This window comes from Desulfofarcimen acetoxidans DSM 771, assembly GCF_000024205.1.
Lineage (GTDB): Bacteria > Bacillota > Desulfotomaculia > Desulfotomaculales > Desulfofarciminaceae > Desulfofarcimen > Desulfofarcimen acetoxidans.
Map to the genome: position 1 here is coordinate 3226137 of NC_013216.1, position 20944 is coordinate 3247080.

The 20944-nt window shown below is 42.4% G+C and carries 19 protein-coding genes, 4 tRNA genes and 1 other annotated feature (1 of these 24 running past the window's edge); of the genes, 3 read left to right on the forward strand and 20 right to left on the reverse strand.

The genetic code is table 11. From position 1 onward, the window contains the following. Positions 1-15 precede the first annotated feature (15 nt). Together DTOX_RS14680 and gvpN are read right to left on the reverse strand one after the other, a co-directional pair. Entirely contained in the window at positions 16-279 is a 264-nt protein-coding gene (locus tag DTOX_RS14680; protein WP_015758474.1) for a hypothetical protein, read from the reverse strand. Between the two features lie 14 nt (positions 280-293). Further along, positions 294-1217, reverse strand: coding sequence for a gas vesicle protein GvpN (gene gvpN / locus DTOX_RS14685; RefSeq protein WP_015758475.1), 924 nt, complete (start codon positions 1215-1217; stop codon positions 294-296). Between the two features lie 207 nt (positions 1218-1424). Between gvpN and DTOX_RS14690 the strand changes: the two genes are divergently transcribed. Beyond that, complete coding sequence (locus tag DTOX_RS14690) at positions 1425-2138, forward strand: YkgJ family cysteine cluster protein (protein ID WP_015758476.1); 714 nt, start codon at positions 1425-1427, stop codon at positions 2136-2138. On the opposite strand, the gene DTOX_RS14695 is transcribed toward DTOX_RS14690, so the two are convergent. From DTOX_RS14695 to DTOX_RS14755, 13 genes are all read right to left on the reverse strand, one after another. Beyond that, positions 2135-2857 carry a zinc ribbon domain-containing protein gene (locus DTOX_RS14695; protein WP_015758477.1) on the reverse strand — a complete coding sequence of 241 codons (723 nt, stop codon included), beginning with the start codon at positions 2855-2857 and terminating at the stop codon, positions 2135-2137. The two genes, DTOX_RS14690 and DTOX_RS14695, sit on opposite strands and share 4 nt — an antisense overlap. 59 nt (positions 2858-2916) lie before the next feature. After that, positions 2917-4038 carry a Nif3-like dinuclear metal center hexameric protein gene (locus DTOX_RS14700; RefSeq protein ID WP_015758478.1) on the reverse strand — a complete coding sequence of 374 codons (1122 nt, stop codon included), beginning with the start codon at positions 4036-4038 and terminating at the stop codon, positions 2917-2919. Beyond that, positions 4029-4760: a tRNA (adenine(22)-N(1))-methyltransferase gene (locus DTOX_RS14705; RefSeq protein ID WP_015758479.1), complete on the reverse strand. Its 732-nt coding sequence runs from the start codon at positions 4758-4760 to the stop codon at positions 4029-4031. The genes DTOX_RS14700 and DTOX_RS14705 overlap by 10 nt, the downstream gene beginning before the upstream one ends. Positions 4761-5001: 241 nt before the next feature. Then, positions 5002-5077 (reverse strand) — tRNA-Val (locus tag DTOX_RS14710). Between the two features lie 11 nt (positions 5078-5088). Beyond that, a tRNA-Glu gene (locus DTOX_RS14715) sits at positions 5089-5164 on the reverse strand. 9 nt (positions 5165-5173) lie between these two features. Continuing rightward, positions 5174-5248, reverse strand: a tRNA-Ile gene (locus tag DTOX_RS14720). 4 nt (positions 5249-5252) lie between these two features. After that, positions 5253-5327, reverse strand: a tRNA-Asn gene (locus DTOX_RS14725). A 67-nt stretch (positions 5328-5394) separates the two neighbouring features. Continuing rightward, positions 5395-6474, reverse strand: coding sequence for an RNA polymerase sigma factor RpoD (gene rpoD, locus DTOX_RS14730; protein ID WP_015758480.1), 1080 nt, complete (start codon positions 6472-6474; stop codon positions 5395-5397). A gap of 30 nt (positions 6475-6504) precedes the next feature. Further along, the gene (gene dnaG / locus DTOX_RS14735) at positions 6505-8304 is read right to left on the reverse strand and encodes a DNA primase (RefSeq protein ID WP_015758481.1); all 1800 of its coding nucleotides are present in this window, start codon (positions 8302-8304) and stop codon (positions 6505-6507) included. Positions 8305-8675: 371 nt separating this feature from the next. Then, on the reverse strand, positions 8676-9683 hold the full coding sequence (locus DTOX_RS14740; protein ID WP_015758482.1) for a deoxyguanosinetriphosphate triphosphohydrolase: 1008 nt from the start codon (positions 9681-9683) through the stop codon (positions 8676-8678). Between the two features lie 89 nt (positions 9684-9772). Beyond that, positions 9773-10381 carry a flavodoxin family protein gene (locus DTOX_RS14745; RefSeq protein ID WP_015758483.1) on the reverse strand — a complete coding sequence of 203 codons (609 nt, stop codon included), beginning with the start codon at positions 10379-10381 and terminating at the stop codon, positions 9773-9775. A 318-nt stretch (positions 10382-10699) separates the two neighbouring features. Next, positions 10700-11269: an RNA 2',3'-cyclic phosphodiesterase gene (gene thpR / locus DTOX_RS14750; protein WP_015758484.1), complete on the reverse strand. Its 570-nt coding sequence runs from the start codon at positions 11267-11269 to the stop codon at positions 10700-10702. Between the two features lie 4 nt (positions 11270-11273). Next, entirely contained in the window at positions 11274-11552 is a 279-nt protein-coding gene (locus DTOX_RS14755) for a hypothetical protein (protein ID WP_015758485.1), read from the reverse strand. A 365-nt stretch (positions 11553-11917) separates the two neighbouring features. Here DTOX_RS14755 and DTOX_RS14760 point away from each other — a divergent pair, with 365 nt between their 5' ends. Further along, a complete protein-coding gene (locus DTOX_RS14760) occupies positions 11918-12622 on the forward strand; it encodes a DedA family protein (RefSeq protein ID WP_083773458.1) in 705 nt (234 codons plus the stop codon). Between the two features lie 200 nt (positions 12623-12822). Then, positions 12823-12981 carry an ATP synthase subunit B family protein gene (locus DTOX_RS23120; RefSeq protein ID WP_015758487.1) on the forward strand — a complete coding sequence of 53 codons (159 nt, stop codon included), beginning with the start codon at positions 12823-12825 and terminating at the stop codon, positions 12979-12981. 73 nt (positions 12982-13054) lie between these two features. On the opposite strand, the gene ppdK is transcribed toward DTOX_RS23120, so the two are convergent. The 5 genes from ppdK to glyQ form a co-directional block, all read right to left on the reverse strand. Beyond that, on the reverse strand, positions 13055-15718 hold the full coding sequence (gene ppdK / locus DTOX_RS14765; protein ID WP_015758488.1) for a pyruvate, phosphate dikinase: 2664 nt from the start codon (positions 15716-15718) through the stop codon (positions 13055-13057). Positions 15719-15928: 210 nt separating this feature from the next. After that, entirely contained in the window at positions 15929-16762 is an 834-nt protein-coding gene (locus DTOX_RS14770) for a pyruvate, water dikinase regulatory protein (RefSeq protein ID WP_015758489.1), read from the reverse strand. Positions 16763-16777: 15 nt separating this feature from the next. After that, positions 16778-17416, reverse strand: a complete 639-nt coding sequence (gene ccpN / locus DTOX_RS14775; RefSeq protein ID WP_015758490.1) for a transcriptional regulator CcpN — start codon at positions 17414-17416, stop codon at positions 16778-16780. A gap of 455 nt (positions 17417-17871) precedes the next feature. Next, positions 17872-19968 carry a glycine--tRNA ligase subunit beta gene (gene glyS / locus DTOX_RS14780; protein ID WP_015758491.1) on the reverse strand — a complete coding sequence of 699 codons (2097 nt, stop codon included), beginning with the start codon at positions 19966-19968 and terminating at the stop codon, positions 17872-17874. After that, positions 19961-20851 (reverse strand): glycine--tRNA ligase subunit alpha, encoded by an 891-nt coding sequence (gene glyQ, locus DTOX_RS14785; RefSeq protein WP_015758492.1) that lies wholly within the window; start codon positions 20849-20851, stop codon positions 19961-19963. The genes glyS and glyQ overlap by 8 nt, the downstream gene beginning before the upstream one ends. A gap of 66 nt (positions 20852-20917) precedes the next feature. Continuing rightward, positions 20918-20944, reverse strand: a binding site (T-box leader) (it continues 190 nt past the right edge of the window).

Sequence of the window (20944 nt, forward strand, 5' to 3'; positions counted from 1 at the left end):
CCTTGTAAATAAAATCTATATTTCTGTTTCCCTGCGCATTTTCAACTCATACTCAATTTCATGCAATTTTTTCCTAATTATCCTTATATTTTTTAATAACTTTGCTCTTTTAACATCTACCATCTCAAGTTCCTGCGTTAATCTGTTCTTTTCAGTTTCAGACATATACAACTCCAAATATTTTTTCTTTAAAGAAGCCTTTCGAGGAAAACTGCTCACCTTTTCAGTACTAACCGTACGAATGGAATTGAGATTGCTTATATCTCTTAAACCTCTCACAGCTATAACACCCCCTAAGCGTACTTATTAAACAGTTCATTAATAACTTTGCGCACCTTTCTAAGTGCTTGCAAATTGCCTGCCCTGCTTGTTTCGGAAGCCAGCACTTCTTCACAAATTTGCCGGAACATCTCGTTATTTTTATCTACCGGGGCACCTAATACCTGAAGTGTTTTCGCAATCATTATACCGCCCCGAATGGTGGGTCCATATTCACAATCACCGAGCTCTCTCAGATCACGAAGAATATTAACCACTCGTTCGGAATCTTCCCGTGACAGCTTGGATTTACTTTTAATTATGCTAATCTCCGTTTCTTTATCATAGTTGTCCAAATCCAAGGTCACCATTCTGTCTCTGAGCGCATCCTGACTCCCATAAACACCGGCATAATCTTCCGGATTACTGGTAAAAATAGCTGTAAAATCCGGATGCACTTTTACATATCCTTCCTCCGCTCCACGGGCTACTGATATATCCAAAAGTCTTTCCTGAAGAACAGACAGCAAAATATTATTGGCTTCCGGGCGGGAACGGGTAAATTCATCATAGACTAAGGTATACCCGTTTTTACAGGCGGTAGTTAAGCGACTGTCCACCCACCGTTCAACCAGGTCCTCTTCTACTTTTACAACTGATTGAACAAAATTATCTATTGTTTTGCGGATCCGGTAACCATAACGGCCGCCTATTAAATCAGAAGTGCGAAATTCTTCATCACCATGAATGACCAAGGTCGGTCGGTTTAATTTACTGGATATATACATAGCAATGGAAGTTTTGCCTGTTCCGGACCTGCCACGCAAATGTATGGCAAAACCCGCCTTAATATAAGCAAGCGCTCTATCTACAACATTCGAAATATAATCCGTAACAACAAAATCTGATAGGACAACCGGATTTATAATACTGTTTTTATCCAATCCATTTAACTGCATTAATAACACCCCGTCTTTTAATTTGTTTTATGCTGACTAACTATTTTAAACACCTGTCAATTATAATTTACTATTTACAATACTAATTTATGCTAATATTTTTTTGGGGTTACAGTTTTTTATTTTAATAAATGAATTTAAATATAAAAGGTAAACGACACTATATGTCGAAGTATTTTTAGATTAACTATTGCGGGGGGTCAACCTTTGTCAACTGAATTGCTGACAGAAGCACAATTATCAGAAATCACTCTTAACCCTGATAAGGAAATTGCAATCAATAATATTTATCAGCTATACCAAATTATTGATCAGGCCAATTTACAGCTCAAACAGGTTCATGATGTTCCCGACTGTCTCAGGTGCGGAGTTTGCTGCAATGGAGTTTTCGAAGTTTCTCCGGTGGAAGCGCGGGTAATTCAGGTCGCTCTGGAGGGTTATGTTCCGTCAGGCCTGTTTCCTCCTATTTCTGAAGAATCATTGCGCAGTCGTTTAAACATGGCAAGCGACCAGCTCTCAAATGCTCTTTGCAATAATCATTTCGTCTGTCCTTTTTATAACAACAGATTTGGCTGCCTGGCTTATCAAGTCAGATCTGTAATTTGTCGTGTTTTTGAAACAGCTGTTCCAGACTTTAGTTTTATTCCTGAACTCAATGAAGATATTCTTGGTGACACAGACATAAAAAAAAGCGGTTTTCTATGCCCCAATCTTAAAAAGGCAAAAAAATATCCCGGTACCTTTGCGGTCTGGGATTATACGGGATTAATTTCGGTTCTGGAACAAATATATCCCGGCACAACCAAATATGAAGCCAGATTACTGGCTTTTTTTAAATACCCGGTCGATATAATTGCGCTAAAAGGACTGCCTTATAAATTCAGGCTTAATAATTTTTTAAAAGTTATCCATCCGGGTTAAACAATCCGAGTATCAAAACTATCTTCCGGGCAGAGGATACGACCACAAAAACTGCATAATATCACTTCACTCTTTATTTTTTGAGCATCGCCTGAGGATAAACCTATATGGCAGCCGGAACAAATACCGTTATTTACTATGGACAGGGGATTGGGGTACTTTTTCTTCAATCCCATAAATTTCAACCACAAAGGTTCTTCTACATTTTTTACCAGCACCAACTTTTGTGCAACAAGTTCCTTTATTCTGGCTTTTAACTTATATCTTTTTCCCTGCCATTCCTTATGCAGGGACTTAAATTCTTCCTGCAAAGAAAACAATTCTTGCTTTAAATTCTTATACTCAAGCTTTACCCTGTCCTTTTCCTCCAACTGCTGTAAATAAATATCTTCTGTTTGTATAAAGCTTCTTTTTAATTCCTCTAATTTTTCCATTTGTACAGACAATTCCTTGTAATCACTGTTTCCTTCAGCGTAAAGCTTTTCGTCAGACACTTTTAAATCACTGCTCAGTTGAAACAGTTTCCTCTCCAAATAATTACCTTCCTTTTTTCTGGCATCAAAATCATCTTTCATAATTGTTAATTCCTGCTGTATATTTATTATTAACTCTTTTAGTTCCCGCAACCGGTCCGTCACAGGGTCTTTATTCAATTGATTTTCCAATAAAACCAATTCCATATCCAATTCTTGAATCTTCCATAAAGCCTGCAAGGTCATTCTGTTTTCCTCCTCATTTTTGTCTAAACAAAAAAGGACAGGAAATAATCTTCCTATCCTTAAACATACACAAAAACATCATTTTGCTTTTGAGAAAGCAATATATCCACAGCAAAATTATGCTTAGAGCATACTTTGATCAGATATTTATATAAAACAGGCAGAATAATTCTCTCAGTGGGGAAATGGCCCGCATCTATGAAACTTAGGCCCGCCGTTGACATATCCAAAGCCTCATGATACTTAATATCTCCGGTAACATAAACATCAGCACCCTTACTCAAAGCCTGCTTCCATAAAGATGCCCCGGCCCCTCCACAAACAGCAACTTTACGTACAGGTTTTCCGTGTTCATTTCCCCCCAGACGAACAGCATCAACCTGCAAGGTCATTTTTACCAGTTTAGCAAAATCACCTAGAGATACTTCCTGCGGCAAACAACCTATTCTACCTAAACCATGTCCGGCTGTATTATTGGCCAGAGGATATAAATCGTAAGCAACTTCCTCGTAAGGATGAGCGTTAAGCATAGCTGCTATAACGCTTTTTTTATCTTTTTCCGGCACGATAGTTTCCAAACGGAATTCTTCAACTTTTTCCAGCAGGCCCGTTTGTCCTATAAAAGGCTTGCTGCCTTCCAGCGGTCGAAAGGTACCAATACCTGTTGACTGAAAAGCACAATCCCGGTAATTGCCAATCCAACCTGCACCCGCCTCTGTAATGGCGGTTCTGACTTGCTCAACCTGCTCAAGCGGTACAAAAACTACTAATTTGTAAAGCTGCTCCGCTTTACCGGGAAGCATATTATCGACTTCAATTAAGCCCAACTGTTCAGCCAGAACACTGTTCACTCCGCCTGCCGCGCTGTCCAGATTGGTATGAGCAGAATATACAGCTATATCTTTTTTTATTAAAGCCTCAATTAGTTTTCCCTCAGGCCGGTCCAGGCAGAGGTTTTTCAGCCCTTTTAAAAACATTGGGTGGTGACTGATAATCAATCCGGCACCGGCAGCGGCAGCTTCCTCCACAACAGGAGGTGTTATATCCAGGGTCAGCATCACTTTAGCAGTCGGGGCACCCGGGTCGCCCAGCTGCCAGCCCGAATTGTCCCATTCCTCGGCCAACCTCAAAGGAGCCAAATTTTCAACCAGCTTAACTATTTCTTTGTTAGCTACAGCCATTTTCCCAGCACCTCTCTAATTGCAGCTGCCTTATTTTCAACACTTTGAGCTTTAGCTTTGTTCTCCGTCTTTTGGCTTTTTGCCAGACCCTCAAGTATTACCATGTAATCATGCAGTAGTTTCCTTAGCAATAACGACAAGTTGGGGTCATTTTTTAAAATCAAACAAGGCCCGATTTCCAGCAGCAAATCCTCGGATAGTATCTCGTATGGAAACGCAGGCTTACTTTCACAGGGCGTTATTCTGGCGCAAGGTTCGGCCACTATGATAACATATAACCTATCAGCCTCTAAAACCAGTTTCTCATCTATTAAACACCAACCATTCTCTAATAGCCAGCGGCGCAAATCGCAGGCATCATTCATAGGCTGCAGTATTAATCTTTCAAACAGACCAACTTCGGCCGGGCAATCGGCCAGCACCTGGCGAATGGTATTGCCCCCCATACCGGCAATAATAACTGCCTGTACCTCTCCCGGAAACAGGACATCCAGCCCGTTACCCCTGCGCACATCAATCATATCCTGCAGACCTTTAGCCTTTACTGCCTGTCGGGCGGACTCAAAAGGCCCCCTATTAATATCCGTGGCAATAACCTTATTAGTTATTCCTCTTTCTATTAAATAAACCGGCAGCAAGGCATGATCAGTACCGATATCAGCCACAATTTTTCCTCGCGGAACCAGAGCGGCAATTTCTCTAAGCCTATTACTCAATTCCAAAGACAATCACCCGTTCAATCTATATATTCTTTATTATTTCCCGTTTTTCCTCTATTTCAACATCAAAGTTATTATTACCGTCCCGGTAAAAGAAAAAGTTTCAGGTCCATAAATGATTTGAGCAGCTATTTTCATATGTGGATTGAAATTTTAAGTTTATGAAAACGGATAATATAACTAAATCATTAAGGATTTTATATTCAGAGGAAAATAAAAAACACCCGTATAACAGGTGTGTTTCTGGTGGGCGATGACAGGATCGAACTGCCGACATCCTGCTTGTAAGGCAGGCGCTCTCCCAGCTGAGCTAATCGCCCTTGATTTTTTATGGTGACCCCACCGGGATTCGAACCCGGGTTACCGCCGTGAAAGGGCGGTGTCTTAGACCGCTTGACCATGGGGCCGTTATAATTTGGTGGGCCCACCAGGATTCGAACCTGGAACCAGCCGGTTATGAGCCGGATGCTCTACCGTTGAGCTATGGGCCCTATATGGCTCCCCGAGTAGGACTCGAACCTACAACCTACCGGTTAACAGCCGGTTGCTCCACCATTGAGCTATCGAGGAAGGCTACGGACTCTATTATAACAAATCCATATCCGTGAGTCAATATTTATATTAAATTAAATCAAAGTTAGTCCAGATAATCTTTTAATTTCTTACTGCGACTGGGATGACGCAGCTTGCGCAGTGTTTTAGCTTCAATTTGTCTGATCCGCTCACGGGTTACACCGAACTTTTGGCCCACCTCTTCCAAAGTTCGGGCACGGCCATCATCCAAACCAAAACGAAGTCTTAAAACCTTTTGCTCCCTGTCAGTAAGAGTTTTTAACACATCATCCAGCTGCTCCCTTAATAAGGTAAAGGATGCTTCTTCAGCAGGAGCACGGGCATCATGATCTTCAATAAAATCGCCCAAATGGGAATCTTCTTCTTCACCAATAGGAGTTTCTAAGGAAACCGGTTCCTGAGCAATTTTCATAATCTCCCTGACTTTATCTTCAGTTATGTTCATTTCCTTAGCAATTTCTTCGGGCATTGGTTCACGACCCAATTCCTGAAGCAGCTGGCGGGATACTCTAATCAGCTTGTTGATAGTTTCCACCATGTGAACGGGAATTCTGATGGTTCTGGCCTGATCGGCTATCGCCCTGGTAATCGCCTGCCTGATCCACCAGGTAGCATAAGTGCTGAACTTATAGCCTTTGCGGTAATCAAACTTCTCCACTGCTTTAATCAAACCCATATTGCCTTCCTGAATCAAATCCAGAAACAGCATGCCCCGTCCTACATAGCGTTTGGCTATGCTGACCACCAGCCGTAAATTCGCCTCAGCCAAACGCCGCTTAGCCTCCTCCTCGCCCATCTCCATGCGCTTGGCCAATTCCACCTCTTCTTCGGAGGACAATAAAGGTACCCGGCCGATTTCCTTCAGATACATCCTAACCGGATCGTCAATGCCAATACCTTCCGGCACACTCAAATCAACTTCAACGTCTTCATCAGGTTTTACTGCCGCCTCATCCATTTCAGGCTCTGTGGCTAAGAGATCTATCCCCATCCCGGACAACTGTTCATAAACATCATCAATCTGATCCGGCGTAAGTTCAGTAGTTTGCAAAACATCCATTATCTCGTGGTAAGTCAGGTAGCCTTGCTTTTTGCCTTTCTCTACCAAGCTTCTTATATTTTCTACTTTCTTTTCATCCCTCAAAGCACACTCCCCCTTTCTAAGGGTTTAACATTAGTAACTTTTCTGTAATTCCTGGAGTATCTGTGAAAGGCTTTCCCTATCATTATTTTTCTCAGCTTCTGCCAATTTTTTCAGCAACAACTCATGCTGTTCTTTATAGATAGACCGTTTGACAGTTATAATAAAGTCTGATATTATTTGAACTAGGTTATCTCCGGGAATTTTCTTACTCAGTAAATAACTTAAAATATTCTGCTCACGGTCATCTAAAAAACTAAACAGGCAAGAAGCTTGGTAATCGTTTTTTGTTGATTCACGAAGCAGCAGATCAAATATTTTTTGATATTCTTTATTACTGAAAAATACTTCTCCTAATCCCTTTTTAATAGTTTCTACCCAGGATGGGTTTTCTAAAGCTAAAATTAGCAGTCCCTGTTCTGCTTTTTCCACGGCATCCATTTTATTCTGACCATGATTTATTAAATTATGCTTATTATTAACATTTTTATCGTAATTTGTTCTTGTTTGCTGATTTTTTTCCGTATTTTTTTTATATCTAAGAAAATCAGAGTAAATCGCTTCCCAACTTATTTTAAGCAAAGAAGCAGCTTTTTTGGCAGCTTCCTCTCTTTCCACGGCACTGTACATATAATTAAGATTAGGAAGTATGGTCTGTACAGCATTCATTTTATCGGCAAAAGATAAATTATGACCTACAGAATTTTCAAATTGCCACAGTTTATATTCAACCAGATCAAGGGCTTTTTCAATTAAATTTTCAAAGGCTCCGGTTCCCGCCATTCGGATAAACCCATCGGGATCTTTACCGTCAGGAACTGTTACCACCCGTACATTAAAACCTAATTTTTGCAATATATCAAGAGCACGCAGCGTCGCCTTAATGCCAGCCTGATCTGAATCATAAGCTAGAATCACATCCGTTGTGTAGCGCATTAGAAGCTTGCCTTGCTCCAGAGTTAAACTGGTACCAAGTGAAGCTACAGCATTTTTTATGCCAGCGAAGTGAGCTGTAACTACATCCATATAACCTTCCATAACTATGGCAAAGCCCTTTTCGCGAATGCCCTGACGGGCCAAATGCAAACCATAAAGAGTTTGACCTTTGTTAAAATATTTCGTTTCAGGTGAGTTTAAATATTTAGGGTTATCTGTCTCATCCAGAGCCCGCCCACCAAAACCAATTGTTTTACCTGTCTCATTGATAATGGGAAAAATCAATCTGTGCCTGAACCTGTCATATCTCCTGCCGGATTTATTGACGGCACACAAACCAAGCTCAAGCATTTTTTCATAGTCTATGCCATGTTTTTTTTGTAAATATAAAGCTAAGCTGTCCCACCTGGGGGGAGCATAACCTAGCTCAAATGACTGTGCTATATCATGAGATATTCCCCGTTTTACCAGGTAATCGCGAGCAGGCTGGGCAATCTTATGGTTTAACAAAACATAGTTATAGAAGTTTTTAGCTAAATCATTAATTTCCCATGCCGCCTGCCGCTTTCGCTTTTCGTCCAAACTTTTGGGGTCCAGCTCGACCGGCAAATCTATATTTAAAGTTTGGGCTAACTTTCTCACTGCTTCAGGGAAGCTTATAGCCTCCTGCAGCATCAAAAATCTAAAAATATCGCCACCTGTATGACAACCAAAACAGTGGAAAATTTGTTTTTCCCTGTTTACCGAAAAGGAAGCTGTTTTCTCCTGGTGAAAGGGGCAATAACCAATATAATTTTTACCTTTTCTTTTCAAAGGCACATATTCCGATATAACCTGAACTATATCTGAACGAACACGAACCTCTTCTATTATTTCTTGCGGAATCACACCCCGCACAATTAACCACCCTAACGGCATTATCTTAAAACAATATCAACAATAAAGTCTTATAAATAAGAATTTCTACACTAAATCAGCTTTTCCTTCTATACTTTTTTATACTCCAGGAAATTATGCTTACGACGAATCTGCAGATAGATCATTGTTTAATGAGGCAGATATTTATGCCGCTATATTTCTGTACAATCAATTCTACTCTACCTACCTGCTTCCTGTTGCTAACTATTCGCCGATATTTATATATATTCCTGCAGATGTTCGACATTTTTTTCGAACAGTTTGCCTAACTATATATAGTTACATGATATATGATACCTCGCTTACTTCAATTATTCTATAATACCTATACTTCCCACAACAGAGCATTATTAGACTACCGGAAAGCCCTGCGGGACAAATAACTTTTTAAACATGGCTATAGCATATCGATCGGTCATACCTGCAATATAATCGGCTATAACCAGTTTTACGCCTGTTTCTCCAACCCTCAATCTATGTTCAACCGGCAAATCTGCCTGATTGTTAAGGAAATAATTATAAAGCGCCCTGATAAGATTAACTGCTTTGTTTTCTTCCAGCTTGGCTTCCGAACCAATATAGACATGACGAAACATAAAGCTCCTTAATTCATCCGTAGCCTGCTGAATCGGCTCGCTCATGCTGATTTTGCCGGGACACGAAAGTCCTGTTTTAATCAGATCTGTGACCATTGTATTAATCCGCTCCCTGTGCTGCCAACCCAGAACATCCAGGCAAGCAGCCGGCAATTGTTCCATTGTTAAAACACCGCCTCTTATTGCGTCATCAATGTCATGATTTATATAAGCAATACGATCGGCAATCTTAACTATCCGTCCCTCCAGAGTCAGAGGCTGAACCTGCCCGGTATGGTTTAAAATACCGTCTCTCACTTCGTGCGTTAGATTCAGGCCCCGTCCGCCCTCTAAAATATCAACAACACGCAGGCTTTGTAAATTATGCTTAAAACCTGTCTCCCCTATAATAGAGTTTAAAGCGGCTTCACCGGCATGGCCAAAAGGAGTATGTCCAAGATCATGTCCGAGCGCTATAGCCTCAGTAAGATCTTCATTTAGTCGTAGAGCCCGGGCTATTGTCCGGGCAATCTGAGCAACCTCCAAAGTATGAGTCAATCTGGTACGAAAATGATCGCCTTCCGGTATAATGAATACCTGTGTTTTATATTTCAGCCTCCTAAAACTCTTGGAATGAATAATTCTGTCCCTGTCACGCTGAAAAACGGTTCGCACCGCACATTCTTTGTCAGGGAAAAGCCTGCCCCGGCTGCTGTCGCTAAAACAAGCGTATGGAGACAGGTATAATCGTTCTAATTGTTCGGATTGCCGGCGAATTTCCATAAAAAGTCCCCCATTTGCTCCGGGATACAACAACCCTGACGGGTCATTCAATGAGATTATCCGCCAGGGTTGCCAGGTTGCTTAAACTACTAATTTTGACGGTGGGCTCTTAGAGCAGCGGTGGCTTGAGCCACCTCCAGCACTCTTTGGCCTAAAATACGGGCCCTCTTCAAACCGTCACTGTCCTGTGCGGAAGGTTTTTGAGCCGCGGCACCGTAATGACCGGCATCACTGTCGATATGACCGTCACCAACCAGTGTCATACCCTGCACCAGCATCATGTCCATCAAAACTTTTATTGTAGTTTCCTGACCACCGAAGCGGGACGCCCCAGTAGATAAAGCACCCCCGACAACATTGAGCAAGGCTTTATCCTTTCTAAGTGATCTGCCTTTATCCCAAAAAGCTTTTAGCTGAGCTGATACTGTACCGAAATATACAGGACTGCCCAGTAAAATTCCGTCCGCACGCCGCAAAAGTTTATACATTTCAGCCAATTTGGTATCCTTAAAACATTTGCCTTCGCAAACAGTGCTGCAATTAACGCAGAAAGGATTTTTCAGCTCTTTAACTGCTTCAGAAACTTGCATAAAAGCAGTTTCCACCCCGGCAACTTGAGCAGCACTGAGTGCAATTTTTAATAGCCCGGCGGTATTCCCTTCCGGATTGGGACTGCCGTTAATTGCTACAATTAGCACAATAATCCCTCCCTAAATAGCAGTTTGAGCGAAAATTATCTTTAAAATACTATTAATTTACCAATTCGACTTCAACAAAAGAATTTCCTCTTTTTTTAGAATGATTAAATATATGTATTTTATATTTGTCTTAGACCTCATCTTTTATTTCGCAAGAAAGTCACCTTAAGCGCCTTTCGAGGCGGGCATAGGCACTTATGTTAACCTGAAATTATGACTACTGCCCTTGCTTAGGCAACATGAATTTGTACTTCATTAAACAATGACTTATCCCCGGATCCATCATAAGCGTAGTTTTCCAGAGTATAAAAACAAGCGCTACAATACAATACTTTCCATTATAGTATAAATTGCTCCATTCCTGGTAAGCTCGCTCCGCATAAGGTCAACAGAGTCAATAATCTCATCTCCTAAAAAACAATTACTGCTGTTAAAAGAAGCCATAGCTGCCGTTAACTCTTTGGTCCCACGGGCTGAGCGTACCCTGCCCAGGGTAAGGTGCGGCGACAAAGGCTTTTTATCGGGCGCAAAGCCCAGAGTCCGGAGAGACCGCTGCGTCCGGTCATATAAATTCCTAAATTTATCCTTTTTCCCGTTCACTCCGGCCCAGATTACTTTTGGCAATCCCTTGCCGGGGAAAACCCCCAATTTTTCGATTCTTAAAGTAAAAACCCCCAGGCCTCCTACTTCTTGCTTCATTTTTTTAACCATAACCGGTACAATTTCCGGTTCAGTGTCGCCCAAAAACTTTACCGTTAAATGAAAATTCTCCTCGTCAACCCACTTAACATCCGCCCCGCACTTCTTTAGCTGTGACTGCAGCACAGCAATCTTTGCCTTTAGTTCCGAAGAGAGATTAACTGCCCAAAACAAACGTATGGGCTGCATTATATCACCTCAATTTTTTTAAAGAGAGTTCTATAAGTTTATCTACTACCGGTTGAACAGCTATGTTTGCGTTTACTACCGGTTCATTATCCACAACGATTACCGGAGCAATCAGAGTACCCACAGCAATTCGTGTCCAAATCTCCGGGTAATTTTCTTTAGCCCAATCATTAAAAATATTGACAAATTTTATTTCGATCTGATCACCAAAAAAACCACGCAATTTCTTAGCTAAAATTTCATATCTTGCTTTAACAGAAATTAAATTAGCGCTGCAGCCCAACGAGCTGCCCGGCGCTCTTCAGCCTTCCCAGCCAAAAACAATAACCTGTACAGGCATAAAGTTACCTCCCGAGCTCTTTTACCAATACATTTTCTATAGTTGCCTGCATATTCCTTCTTTATTCTAAACAAAAACCCTGCTACATTGTAAAAAGGATTTGTTTTTTACACATAGAATTATTATAATTATCTCCTGCAGGAAAGTCGCCCTAAGCGACTTTCTGGACAGCCACATACACTCGTGCTCGACGTAAATTACGCAAACACAAATTTCCTATTAATTGGATCAAATTATCACGGAAATAAGCTTACGGTTATCTACAGATCTGTCATAAGAATAATATAACATCATAAAAATATGCTCTATTGAAAGTACGGGCAATTTCTTGTAAGATAAAGCAAAGTGATACCGTTTGGAAATCCTATCAAAGAAATACACAGGGAGTGATCCGGCTGGAACCCAGGGAATTAATTTTTCACCTGCTGCAACATTACGGTTATATCGGTCTATATTTATTGTTTATAATTGACACTCTGGGTGTTTTTCTACCTTCTAAGACTATACTGATAATTTCAGGCTTTTTAGTCAGTCAGGGCTTTATTAAACACCTGCCATTATTTATTGCCGCACTGGCAGGCAGCCTGACCGGCTTTTTTACCGGCTACCAGGTGGGCACAAAAGTAGGTAAACCGTTTTTAGACAAATATGGCAAGTGCATATATCTCACGCCTAAACTGCTGAGAAAAGCGGAGAAATGGTTTGACGCCTACGGCACAGCAGCAATTCTAATAGCTTACTTTATACCCGGCTTAAGGCATATTGTACCCTACCTGTCCGGTATAGCCCAAATGCCGGTCCGCAAAGTCATGCTCTGCGCCTTCAGCGGGGCAACGCTCTGGGTTTTGACGTTTACATTAATAGGAAGATTTTTAGGCAATAACTGGTCTACAATAATAAATATACTCAATAATTATAGGTTAGAGATTGGTGGGATTGCGGCAGCAATGGCCTTAGTGTCTTTTTTAGTAAGACGGGCTTTTGGGAAAAACTACAACAATAAGAGAGCATAAATATTCACTAAACTGCAAGCCAGCTTCCGGCAAATTTCAACTACTTAACCGCACCATCACTCCACAATTATTCTTCACACATATGGGAATTAAAGAAATTGATAAAAAATGCGGATTTAAAACGGAGAACATATAAAGTTTCTTAGATGCGCATTTAAAAACCAAAGAACAAAAACTTACATTAAGGAGGTATTTATTATATGGATAGTATGAATACAACTTTTTTTGCACAAATTTTTAATTTTATTATTTTAATGGGTTTTATTTCCGCGATTTATTTTTCTGTTCAATTCATTAAAAGCTTGAGTAAAAAAGTAAACTCAATTGAGAAAAAACTGGATGATTTATCAAAAAAATAGTTTAAAACATATATTACCTTTGCAGCTTAAAACCCCTCCGCAATCGGAGGGGTTTTTATATCTAAATGAGTATTTACTTATCAACACCGGCAGCACTGCGCTCTTTAGCGGCAGCCTGAGCCGCAGCCAAACGGGCGATAGGTACACGGAAAGGTGAGCAGGATACATAGGTTAAGCCGGTATTGTGACAGAATTCGATAGATCTTGGCTCGCCGCCGTGCTCGCCGCAAATACCCAGCTTAATATTCGGACGGGCCTTGCGTCCCAATTCACAGGCTATATTCACCAGTTTACCGACACCTGTCTGGTCAATAGAAACAAACGGGTTTTCCTCAAGAATCTTCTTCTCGATATAATAATGCATAAATTTACCCTCGGCATCATCACGGCTAAAGCCCAAGGTAGTCTGCGTCAAGTCATTGGTACCGAAAGAGAAAAACTCAGCGTACTCAGCCACCTCATCGGCAGTCAGGGCAGCTCTGGGTATTTCTATCATAGTGCCAATACTTACCGGTAAATCCACACCTGTCTCAACCTTAATCTCTTCAGCAATAGCTGCTGCCTGGTCACGCAATACCTGCAATTCTTTAGCATGGATAACCAGCGGAATCATAACCTCCGGCTTAGCATCAACACCTTCTTTAATCAGTTGAGCAGTAGCATAGAAAATAGCTTTTACCTGCATAGCATAAATTTCCGGGTTGGAGATGCCCAGCCGGCAGCCGCGGTGTCCCAGCATGGGATTGAATTCGTGCAGTGCTCTGGCTTTCTTGAGAATAGTTTCTTTCTTTTTAATTACTTCCGGGTCACCGTTAGTCAGTTTCAAAGTGGTAATTTCAACCATCAAATCCTCAATATTGGGCAGGAATTCATGCAAAGGAGGATCCAGCAGACGAATAGTAACCGGCAGTCCCTGCATAGCCTTCAAAATACCGTAAAAATCACCCTGCTGCATAGGCAGCAGCTTAGCCAGAGCTGCTTCACGCTCTTCCAGAGTATCGGACATGATCATCTGCTGCACTACCGGCAAGCGATCCTGTGCCATAAACATATGCTCGGTACGTGTCAAACCAATACCTTCGGCACCGAAAGCCCTGGCTTTTTCAGCATCCTCCGGAGTATCGGCATTAGCCCGTACACCCAGAGTCCTGATTTCATCAGCCCAGTAGAGCATAGTTACAAAATCATCATTTAATTCGGGATCAATCATCGGTATTTCACCGGCAATAACCCGGCCGGTGCCGCCGTCAACCGAAATCAGTTCACCTTTCTTAAACACGCGTGAGCCAACTGCAAACTCTTCTTTGGCATAATCTATCTTTATAGCTTCACAACCGCAGATACAAGGTTTGCCCATACCGCGGGCAACTACAGCAGCATGCGAAGTCATGCCGCCACGTGAAGTAAGAATAGCCTGAGCTTTAACCATTCCATGGATATCGTCAGGAGTAGTCTCCATGCGCACAAGAATGACTTTTTCGCCATCATCCGCCATCTGTTCAGCCTCATCGGCGCTGAAAACGACTTTACCGCTGGCTGCTCCCGGTGAGGCGGGCAAACCTTTGGCTAAAACTTCAACGCTGGCATTGGGGTCAATGCGCCTGTGCAAAAGCTGATCCAATTGAGCGGGATCAATACGCTGAACGGCAGTGTTTTTATCAATCAAACCTTCATTGACCATTTCTACGGCAATTCTTAAGGCAGCCGGAGCGGTTCTTTTACCGGTTCTGGTCTGCAGCATATAAAGTTTGCCCCGCTCAATGGTAAACTCAATGTCCTGCATATCTTTATAATGCTTCTCCAACAACAAGCAGGTGTCCACAAACTGCTGAAAGACAGCCGGCATTTCCTCTTTTAATTTACTAATCGGCTGCGGCGTGCGAATACCGGCAACCACGTCTTCGCCCTGGGCATTAATCAGGTACTCACCATATAAAGCCTTTTCCCCTGTAGAAGGGTTGCGGGTAAAGGCTACCCCGGTACCACAATCGCCGCCCATGTTGCCAAAGGCCATTGACTGCACGTTTACGGCAGTACCCAGGTGACCAGGAATATTGTTAATTTTACGGTAATAAATAGCCCTGTCGTTGTTCCACGAACTGAATACAGCTTTTATCGCCATTACCAGCTGCTCTTTGGGATCCTGCGGAAACTCACGACCTGATTCACGCTTGACCACCTTTTTAAATTCTTCCACCACACCACGCATAGTAGCGGCATCTATTTCATTATCATATTTTACACCCAGAGTTTCTTTGGTATTGACTAAAACATTCTCAAATTCATAATGCTCAATACCCATAACTATATCAGAAAACATTTGAATAAACCGGCGGTAACAGTCCATAGCAAAACGCTCATCCTGAGAATTAGCGACTAAAGCCTGTACTGTGGTATCATTTAATCCCAGGTTCAGTACTGTATCCATCATACCGGGCATGGAAAAAACGGCTCCTGAACGAACCGAAACCAATAAAGGATTGGTAGGGCTGCCAAACTCTTTGCCTGTCTGATCTTCAATAACCTTAAGGCTGGCCCATACCTGCCCCAGCATACCCTCAGGAAAATCCAAACCTGACTCATAATACTCGTTGCAGGCCTCAGTGGTAATGGTAAAACCCGGAGGTACCGGCAATCCGATATTAGACATCTCCGCCAACCCGGCACCCTTACCACCCAGGAGTGACCGCATATCAGCATTTCCTTCTTTAAAGAGATAAACATACTTCTTGGACATTCTTCTTCCGCCCCCTAAATTATTACTTTTCACAAATCACAGGTACATACTGATTATACAAAAAAACTCAATGTAGCATACTAATTATTTAATCATCTTATAAGATATATACTATATAAGCAAAAAATATCCTCTTTAAATTTTAAAAAATTACAAAAAAAATTGATAAAGAAAAACCGGTTCCCAAAAACCGGTTATCTATATATTAATTTACTGTTTGCTTCTCTCTCCGCGATAGTATAACTCCATCACCTTGCTGGCTGTTTCCTCTACAGCTTTATTTGTGACATCTATCACATGACAACCCACTCTTCGCATAATATCCTGAGCATACTCAAGTTCCTTGATAATTCTGTTGATACTGGCGTAATCAGCGTCAGAGGTTAAACCAAGGGTTTTTAAACGCTCTGTTCTGATTTCGTTCAATTGACTCGGTTTTATGGTTAAGCCAACAATTTTATGAGAGGGCAGTTTAAACAATTCTTCCGGCGGAGCGGCCTCAGGTACCAGAGGAACATTGGCCGCCTTAATACGCTTATGAGCCAAATACATACAAAGAGGTGTTTTGGATGTTCTGGAAATACCGATAACTACTATATCTGCTCGCATTATTCCCCGCGGATCTTTGCCATCATCGTACTTAACAGCAAACTCAATGGCTTCGACTTTTCTAAAATACTCATCATCTATCTTACGCACCAAACCCGGCTCTAACCTGGGGGAAATTCCCTCCGCTTTAGTCAGCGCATCCAGCATCGGGCCCATAATATCTACAATAACAACTTTATGCAGTTGGGCTTCCCTTATTAAAACCTCACGCAGATGTGGCATCACCAGAGTAAAAGCGATAATGCTCTCATCCTCTGCTGCCATCTTTACTATTTCCGGTATTTCCTCGGGATTCTGCACGTAAGGCACGCCATGTATTTCCACCCTGCCGCCGTCAAATTGACTGGCCGCGGCTCTGGCTACCAGCTCAGCAGTCTCACCCACCGAATCAGAAATGATATAAATAACGGTTCTGCCCTTTTTTTCAGCTGAAATAATTATCGCCCCCTTTTAACTCCCTTCACCTAACTCGACAAAAAAGCGAACAATATTGGTTTTGCTGATTCTGCCAACTACCTCATAACCTTCCTGTTCCTTTTCTGTGGTAATTTTTCGAATTACAGGCAGAGCATCCACTTCATGCACAATCATTTTGTATGCCGCCAGCCAGACCGAATCCTCCAACTCAACTGTTATAACTTTAGGCATACGAGTCATAATTACACCAACAGGAAGCTTATGAATATCCTGTCCGCCAAGAGTAATCTTAAGAAGGTCTTTGCGTGATATAACACCTTCCAGCAGTCCACCCTCCCGCACGACAAATAAAGTGCCGACATCCTCTATAAACATGGTAACCACTGCATCATATACCGAACATTTTTCTGACACGACAATAGGTACCGATTTGATTTTGCTGACCATAGCACTGTGAATTTTCTCAGCCAGAACCCGGTTAAAAGATTTTCCGCTATAAAAATAACCGACCCTCGGCCTGGCTTCCAACAATCCCGCCATAGTCAATATAGCCAAATCAGGTCTCAACGTAGCTCTGGTCAGGCTTAAACGTTCAGCAATATGTTCTCCGGTTATAGGCCCGTCTTTTTTTACTATTTCAAGAATAGTTTCCTGCCTTCTGGTTAGCTCCAATTCTTCATCTCCCCTTACGAGGACAAATATGTGTTATACTAATTATCATATACATTCAAATAATATATATTATATACTCTATTAATCTTGAATTACCTCCTGAAAAATCCACAAAACATTTATTTATATGGATAGTCAGCTAAATTTTTTCCTTAATCAAATGTCAGGTTCATTTTAATTTTTCTATCACTCGCCTGTAAAGTATATTTTAACATAGACTGGCAGAAGTAGAAATTAAATTTTTTTTATACTCTAAGAAATTATGCTTATGATAGATCTGTGGATAAGTTATTGTTTAATGTTAGTGCAAATTTATGCTGCATAGGCAAGGCCGGTACTGCATAATTTCCATTGAGATTCCCACGCGGCGGTACAACACCACGGAGAATGAAAACGGTACTTCTTTAGTTTATTTTCAGGGTAGCACGAGTGCCTGCGGCTGTCTCGAAAGTCGCTTAAGCGACTTTCTTGTCTTCAACAATTTTACTAAAATCAGCTACTGACTGCATTAAGCCGGCCAGGCTCTTTAATAATGCCAGCCGGTTATCACGAATATTCGTGTCTTCCGCCATAACCATAACCGAATCAAAAAATTTGCCCAACGGTTCCCGAATTTCTGCAACTGCTTTAAGTACACCCAGGTAGTTTTTCTTATCCATTTCAACTGCAACCTGTTTTTTTAAGGCCAGAAAATGATCATATAAATTTCTTTCAGAGTCATCCACCAGAAATTCCGGTTTAATTTCTGCAACGTCCACGTTTTTGGATAAATTATTGGCTCTGTTAAAAACAGTCAGCAGATCACTGAAGGCCGGCTCATTTCTGAATTGAGACAGTGCCCTGGCCCGCTCCCAGGTATCGCTGAAATCATCAAAACCGGCAGCCAGCACAGCATCTATAGTATCATAACCCAGCCCGCAATCAGAAAAAATATTTTTTAAGCGGATCTGGAAAAATACCCACATTTCCACCAGCAGTTCATCCAAACCAAGCTTAAGCTGCACCTGCTCCTGCTCCAAGTAACTTGCATAAGCTGCCGTAACCAGAGCGCTTAAGGAAATTTTTAAGCCGCTGCTTAAAATAATATGACATATACCCAAAGCCTGCCGTCTCAAGGCATGGGGATCTTGTGAGCCGGTTGGCTGAATGCCTATTGCAAAGCAGCCGGCTACTGTGTCAAATTTATCGGCAATAGCTAAAATTTTTCCCGGCAAAGTTTCCGGCAGGCTATCACCGGCAAAACGAGGCAAGTAATGCTCGAAGATGGCCTGAGCAACAACCGGCTCCTCACCCGACTTCAAAGCGTATTCCCGGCCCATAATACCCTGCAGTTCAGTAAATTCATAAACCATATTAGTCACCAGATCAGCTTTGCATAGTACAGCAGCACGCATGATCTGCTCCTTTACCGCGGCGCCAACGATTAAAAGATCGCTCAAGTAATCGGCCAGTTTGATTACCCGCTTGACTTTGTCGTGGACTGTGCCCAGGCTCTCCTGATAAACAACCTTTTTCAGACCCTCAACCTTATCCGCCAGAGGTGTTTTCAAATCTTCCTCAAAGAAAAACTCTGCATCGGCCAGGCGGGCCCTCAGCACTTTCTCATTACCTGCCCTCACCGTGTCCAGATATTTATGAATACCGTTTCTGACAGCAATAAATTTAGGCATCAATCTGCCTTCACTGTCTAAGACAGGGAAATACCTCTGGTGCTCGCGCATCGGGGTGATTAAAACTTCTTTTGGCAAATGCAAATACTTTTCCTCAAAACTGCCGCATAAAGCAGTAGGGTACTCTACAAGGTTGCAGACCTCTTCCAGTAAATCCTCATCAGGCTCAACCACCCCTCCTGACTGCTCGGCTAAATTTTGTATCTGCTGCCAGATCATTTGTCTCCGCTCATCAATATCAACTATCACATAATTGCTGCGCAGTCTGGCCAGGTAATCCTTGGGACTGTCGACTTCCAAAGGACCGCTTAAAAACCTGTGGCCAAAAGTTACTTTTCCTGAAGATAAACCGGCAAAAGAGAAATTAACCGTTTCTCCGCCCCAAAGAGCAAGCAGCCAGCGAATCGGGCGGGCAAAACGCACCTCTAAATCTCCCCAGCGCATAGGTTTAGGAAAATGCAGCGAGCTGATTAATAAAGGACACAACTCTGTGAGAACTTCGTAAGCAGGACGGCCCAGTTCCTGTTTAATAGCATACAAATACTCTACTGTAGCTACCTGGCGCCTGACCAGATCTTTGATGTCTACCTGCTGGCTTTTGGCAAAACCGACAGCCGCCCTGGTTGGTTCTCCCTCAGGAGTAAAGGCTACTTTAACCGCCGGGCCTTTGACTTCTCTGAGAAGGGAATCCTGCTCTTCAGCCAGCGCCTCAATATAAAGTACCAGACGGCGCGGGGTCCCATAGGTATTGACTTTACCGTAGGAAAGACGGTTTTCTTCCAGAGCCTTGACTGTTATTTCCTTTAGTTCCGCCAGGGCCGGTGCTATAAAGCGGGAAGGGATTTCTTCCGTACCAATTTCAAATAAAAAGTCTTTAGCCAACCTGTTCAGACTCCTTTCTTTTCAAAAGCGGGAAACCAAGACGTTCCCGCTCAGCTACATAAGCACTGGCACAAGTGCGAGCCAGATTGCGCACCCTGCCGATATAATTGGTGCGTTCCGTAACACTGATAGCTCCCCTGGCATCCAGGAGATTAAAAGTATGGGAACACTTTAAAACATAGTCATAGGCCGGCAGCACAAGGCCTTTATCGGCTACACGCAGCGCTTCCTGCTCATAAACATTAAATAAATTAAGCAGCATAGCAGTATCGGCGGTTTCAAAATTATAGTGGGAATATTCCACCTCTCCCTGGTGGTGTATATCACCATAGGTAACCCCGTCAACCCAAACGATATCAAAAACACTGTCCTTATTCTGGATAAACATGGACAGGCGCTCCAACCCGTAAGTGATCTCGGCTGAAACAGGGCGGCAATCCAACCCTCCGCACTGCTGAAAATAAGTAAACTGAGTCACTTCCATACCGTCCAACCAAACCTCCCAGCCCAGTCCCCAGGCACCCAATGTCGGTGATTCCCAGTTATCCTCCACAAACCTGATATCGTGACGCTCCGGATCGATGCCTATGGCCTTCAAGCTTTCTAAATAGACTTCCAAAACATTTTCAGGCGATGGCTTTAAAATAACCTGGTACTGATAGTAATGCTGCAGGCGATTGGGATTTTCCCCGTAACGGCCGTCAGTCGGCCGGCGGGAAGGCTCCACATAAGCCACCCTCCAGGGCTCCGGGCCTAAAGCCCGGAGAAAAGTAGCCGGGTTCATAGTACCGGCCCCTTTTTCCACATCGTAGGGCTGAAGAATTATACAGTTTTCCTTGGCCCAAAAATTATTCAAGGCCAAAACTAACTCTTGGAAATTCATATTTTCACCTCTTGTGTTTAAATTCATATATTTACCAGAGCATAAAAAAACCCGCCACTGGCATACACCAGGGACGGGAATTATCCCGCGGTT

Bases quoted from the DNA above. Each gene is read 5' to 3' on its own strand.
- gvpN (WP_015758475.1), bottom strand. From the start codon at position 1,217: ATGCAGTTAAATGGATTGGATAAAAACAGTATTATAAATCCGGTTGTC.
- DTOX_RS14695 (WP_015758477.1), bottom strand. From the start codon at position 2,857: ATGACCTTGCAGGCTTTATGGAAGATTCAAGAATTGGATATGGAATTG.
- DTOX_RS14700 (WP_015758478.1), bottom strand. From the start codon at position 4,038: ATGGCTGTAGCTAACAAAGAAATAGTTAAGCTGGTTGAAAATTTGGCT.
- DTOX_RS14740 (WP_015758482.1), bottom strand. From the start codon at position 9,683: ATGGAAATTCGCCGGCAATCCGAACAATTAGAACGATTATACCTGTCT.
- thpR (WP_015758484.1), bottom strand. From the start codon at position 11,269: ATGCAGCCCATACGTTTGTTTTGGGCAGTTAATCTCTCTTCGGAACTA.
- DTOX_RS23120 (WP_015758487.1), top strand. From the start codon at position 12,823: ATGGATAGTATGAATACAACTTTTTTTGCACAAATTTTTAATTTTATT.
- ppdK (WP_015758488.1), bottom strand. From the start codon at position 15,718: ATGTCCAAGAAGTATGTTTATCTCTTTAAAGAAGGAAATGCTGATATG.
- glyQ (WP_015758492.1), bottom strand. From the start codon at position 20,851: ATGAATTTCCAAGAGTTAGTTTTGGCCTTGAATAATTTTTGGGCCAAG.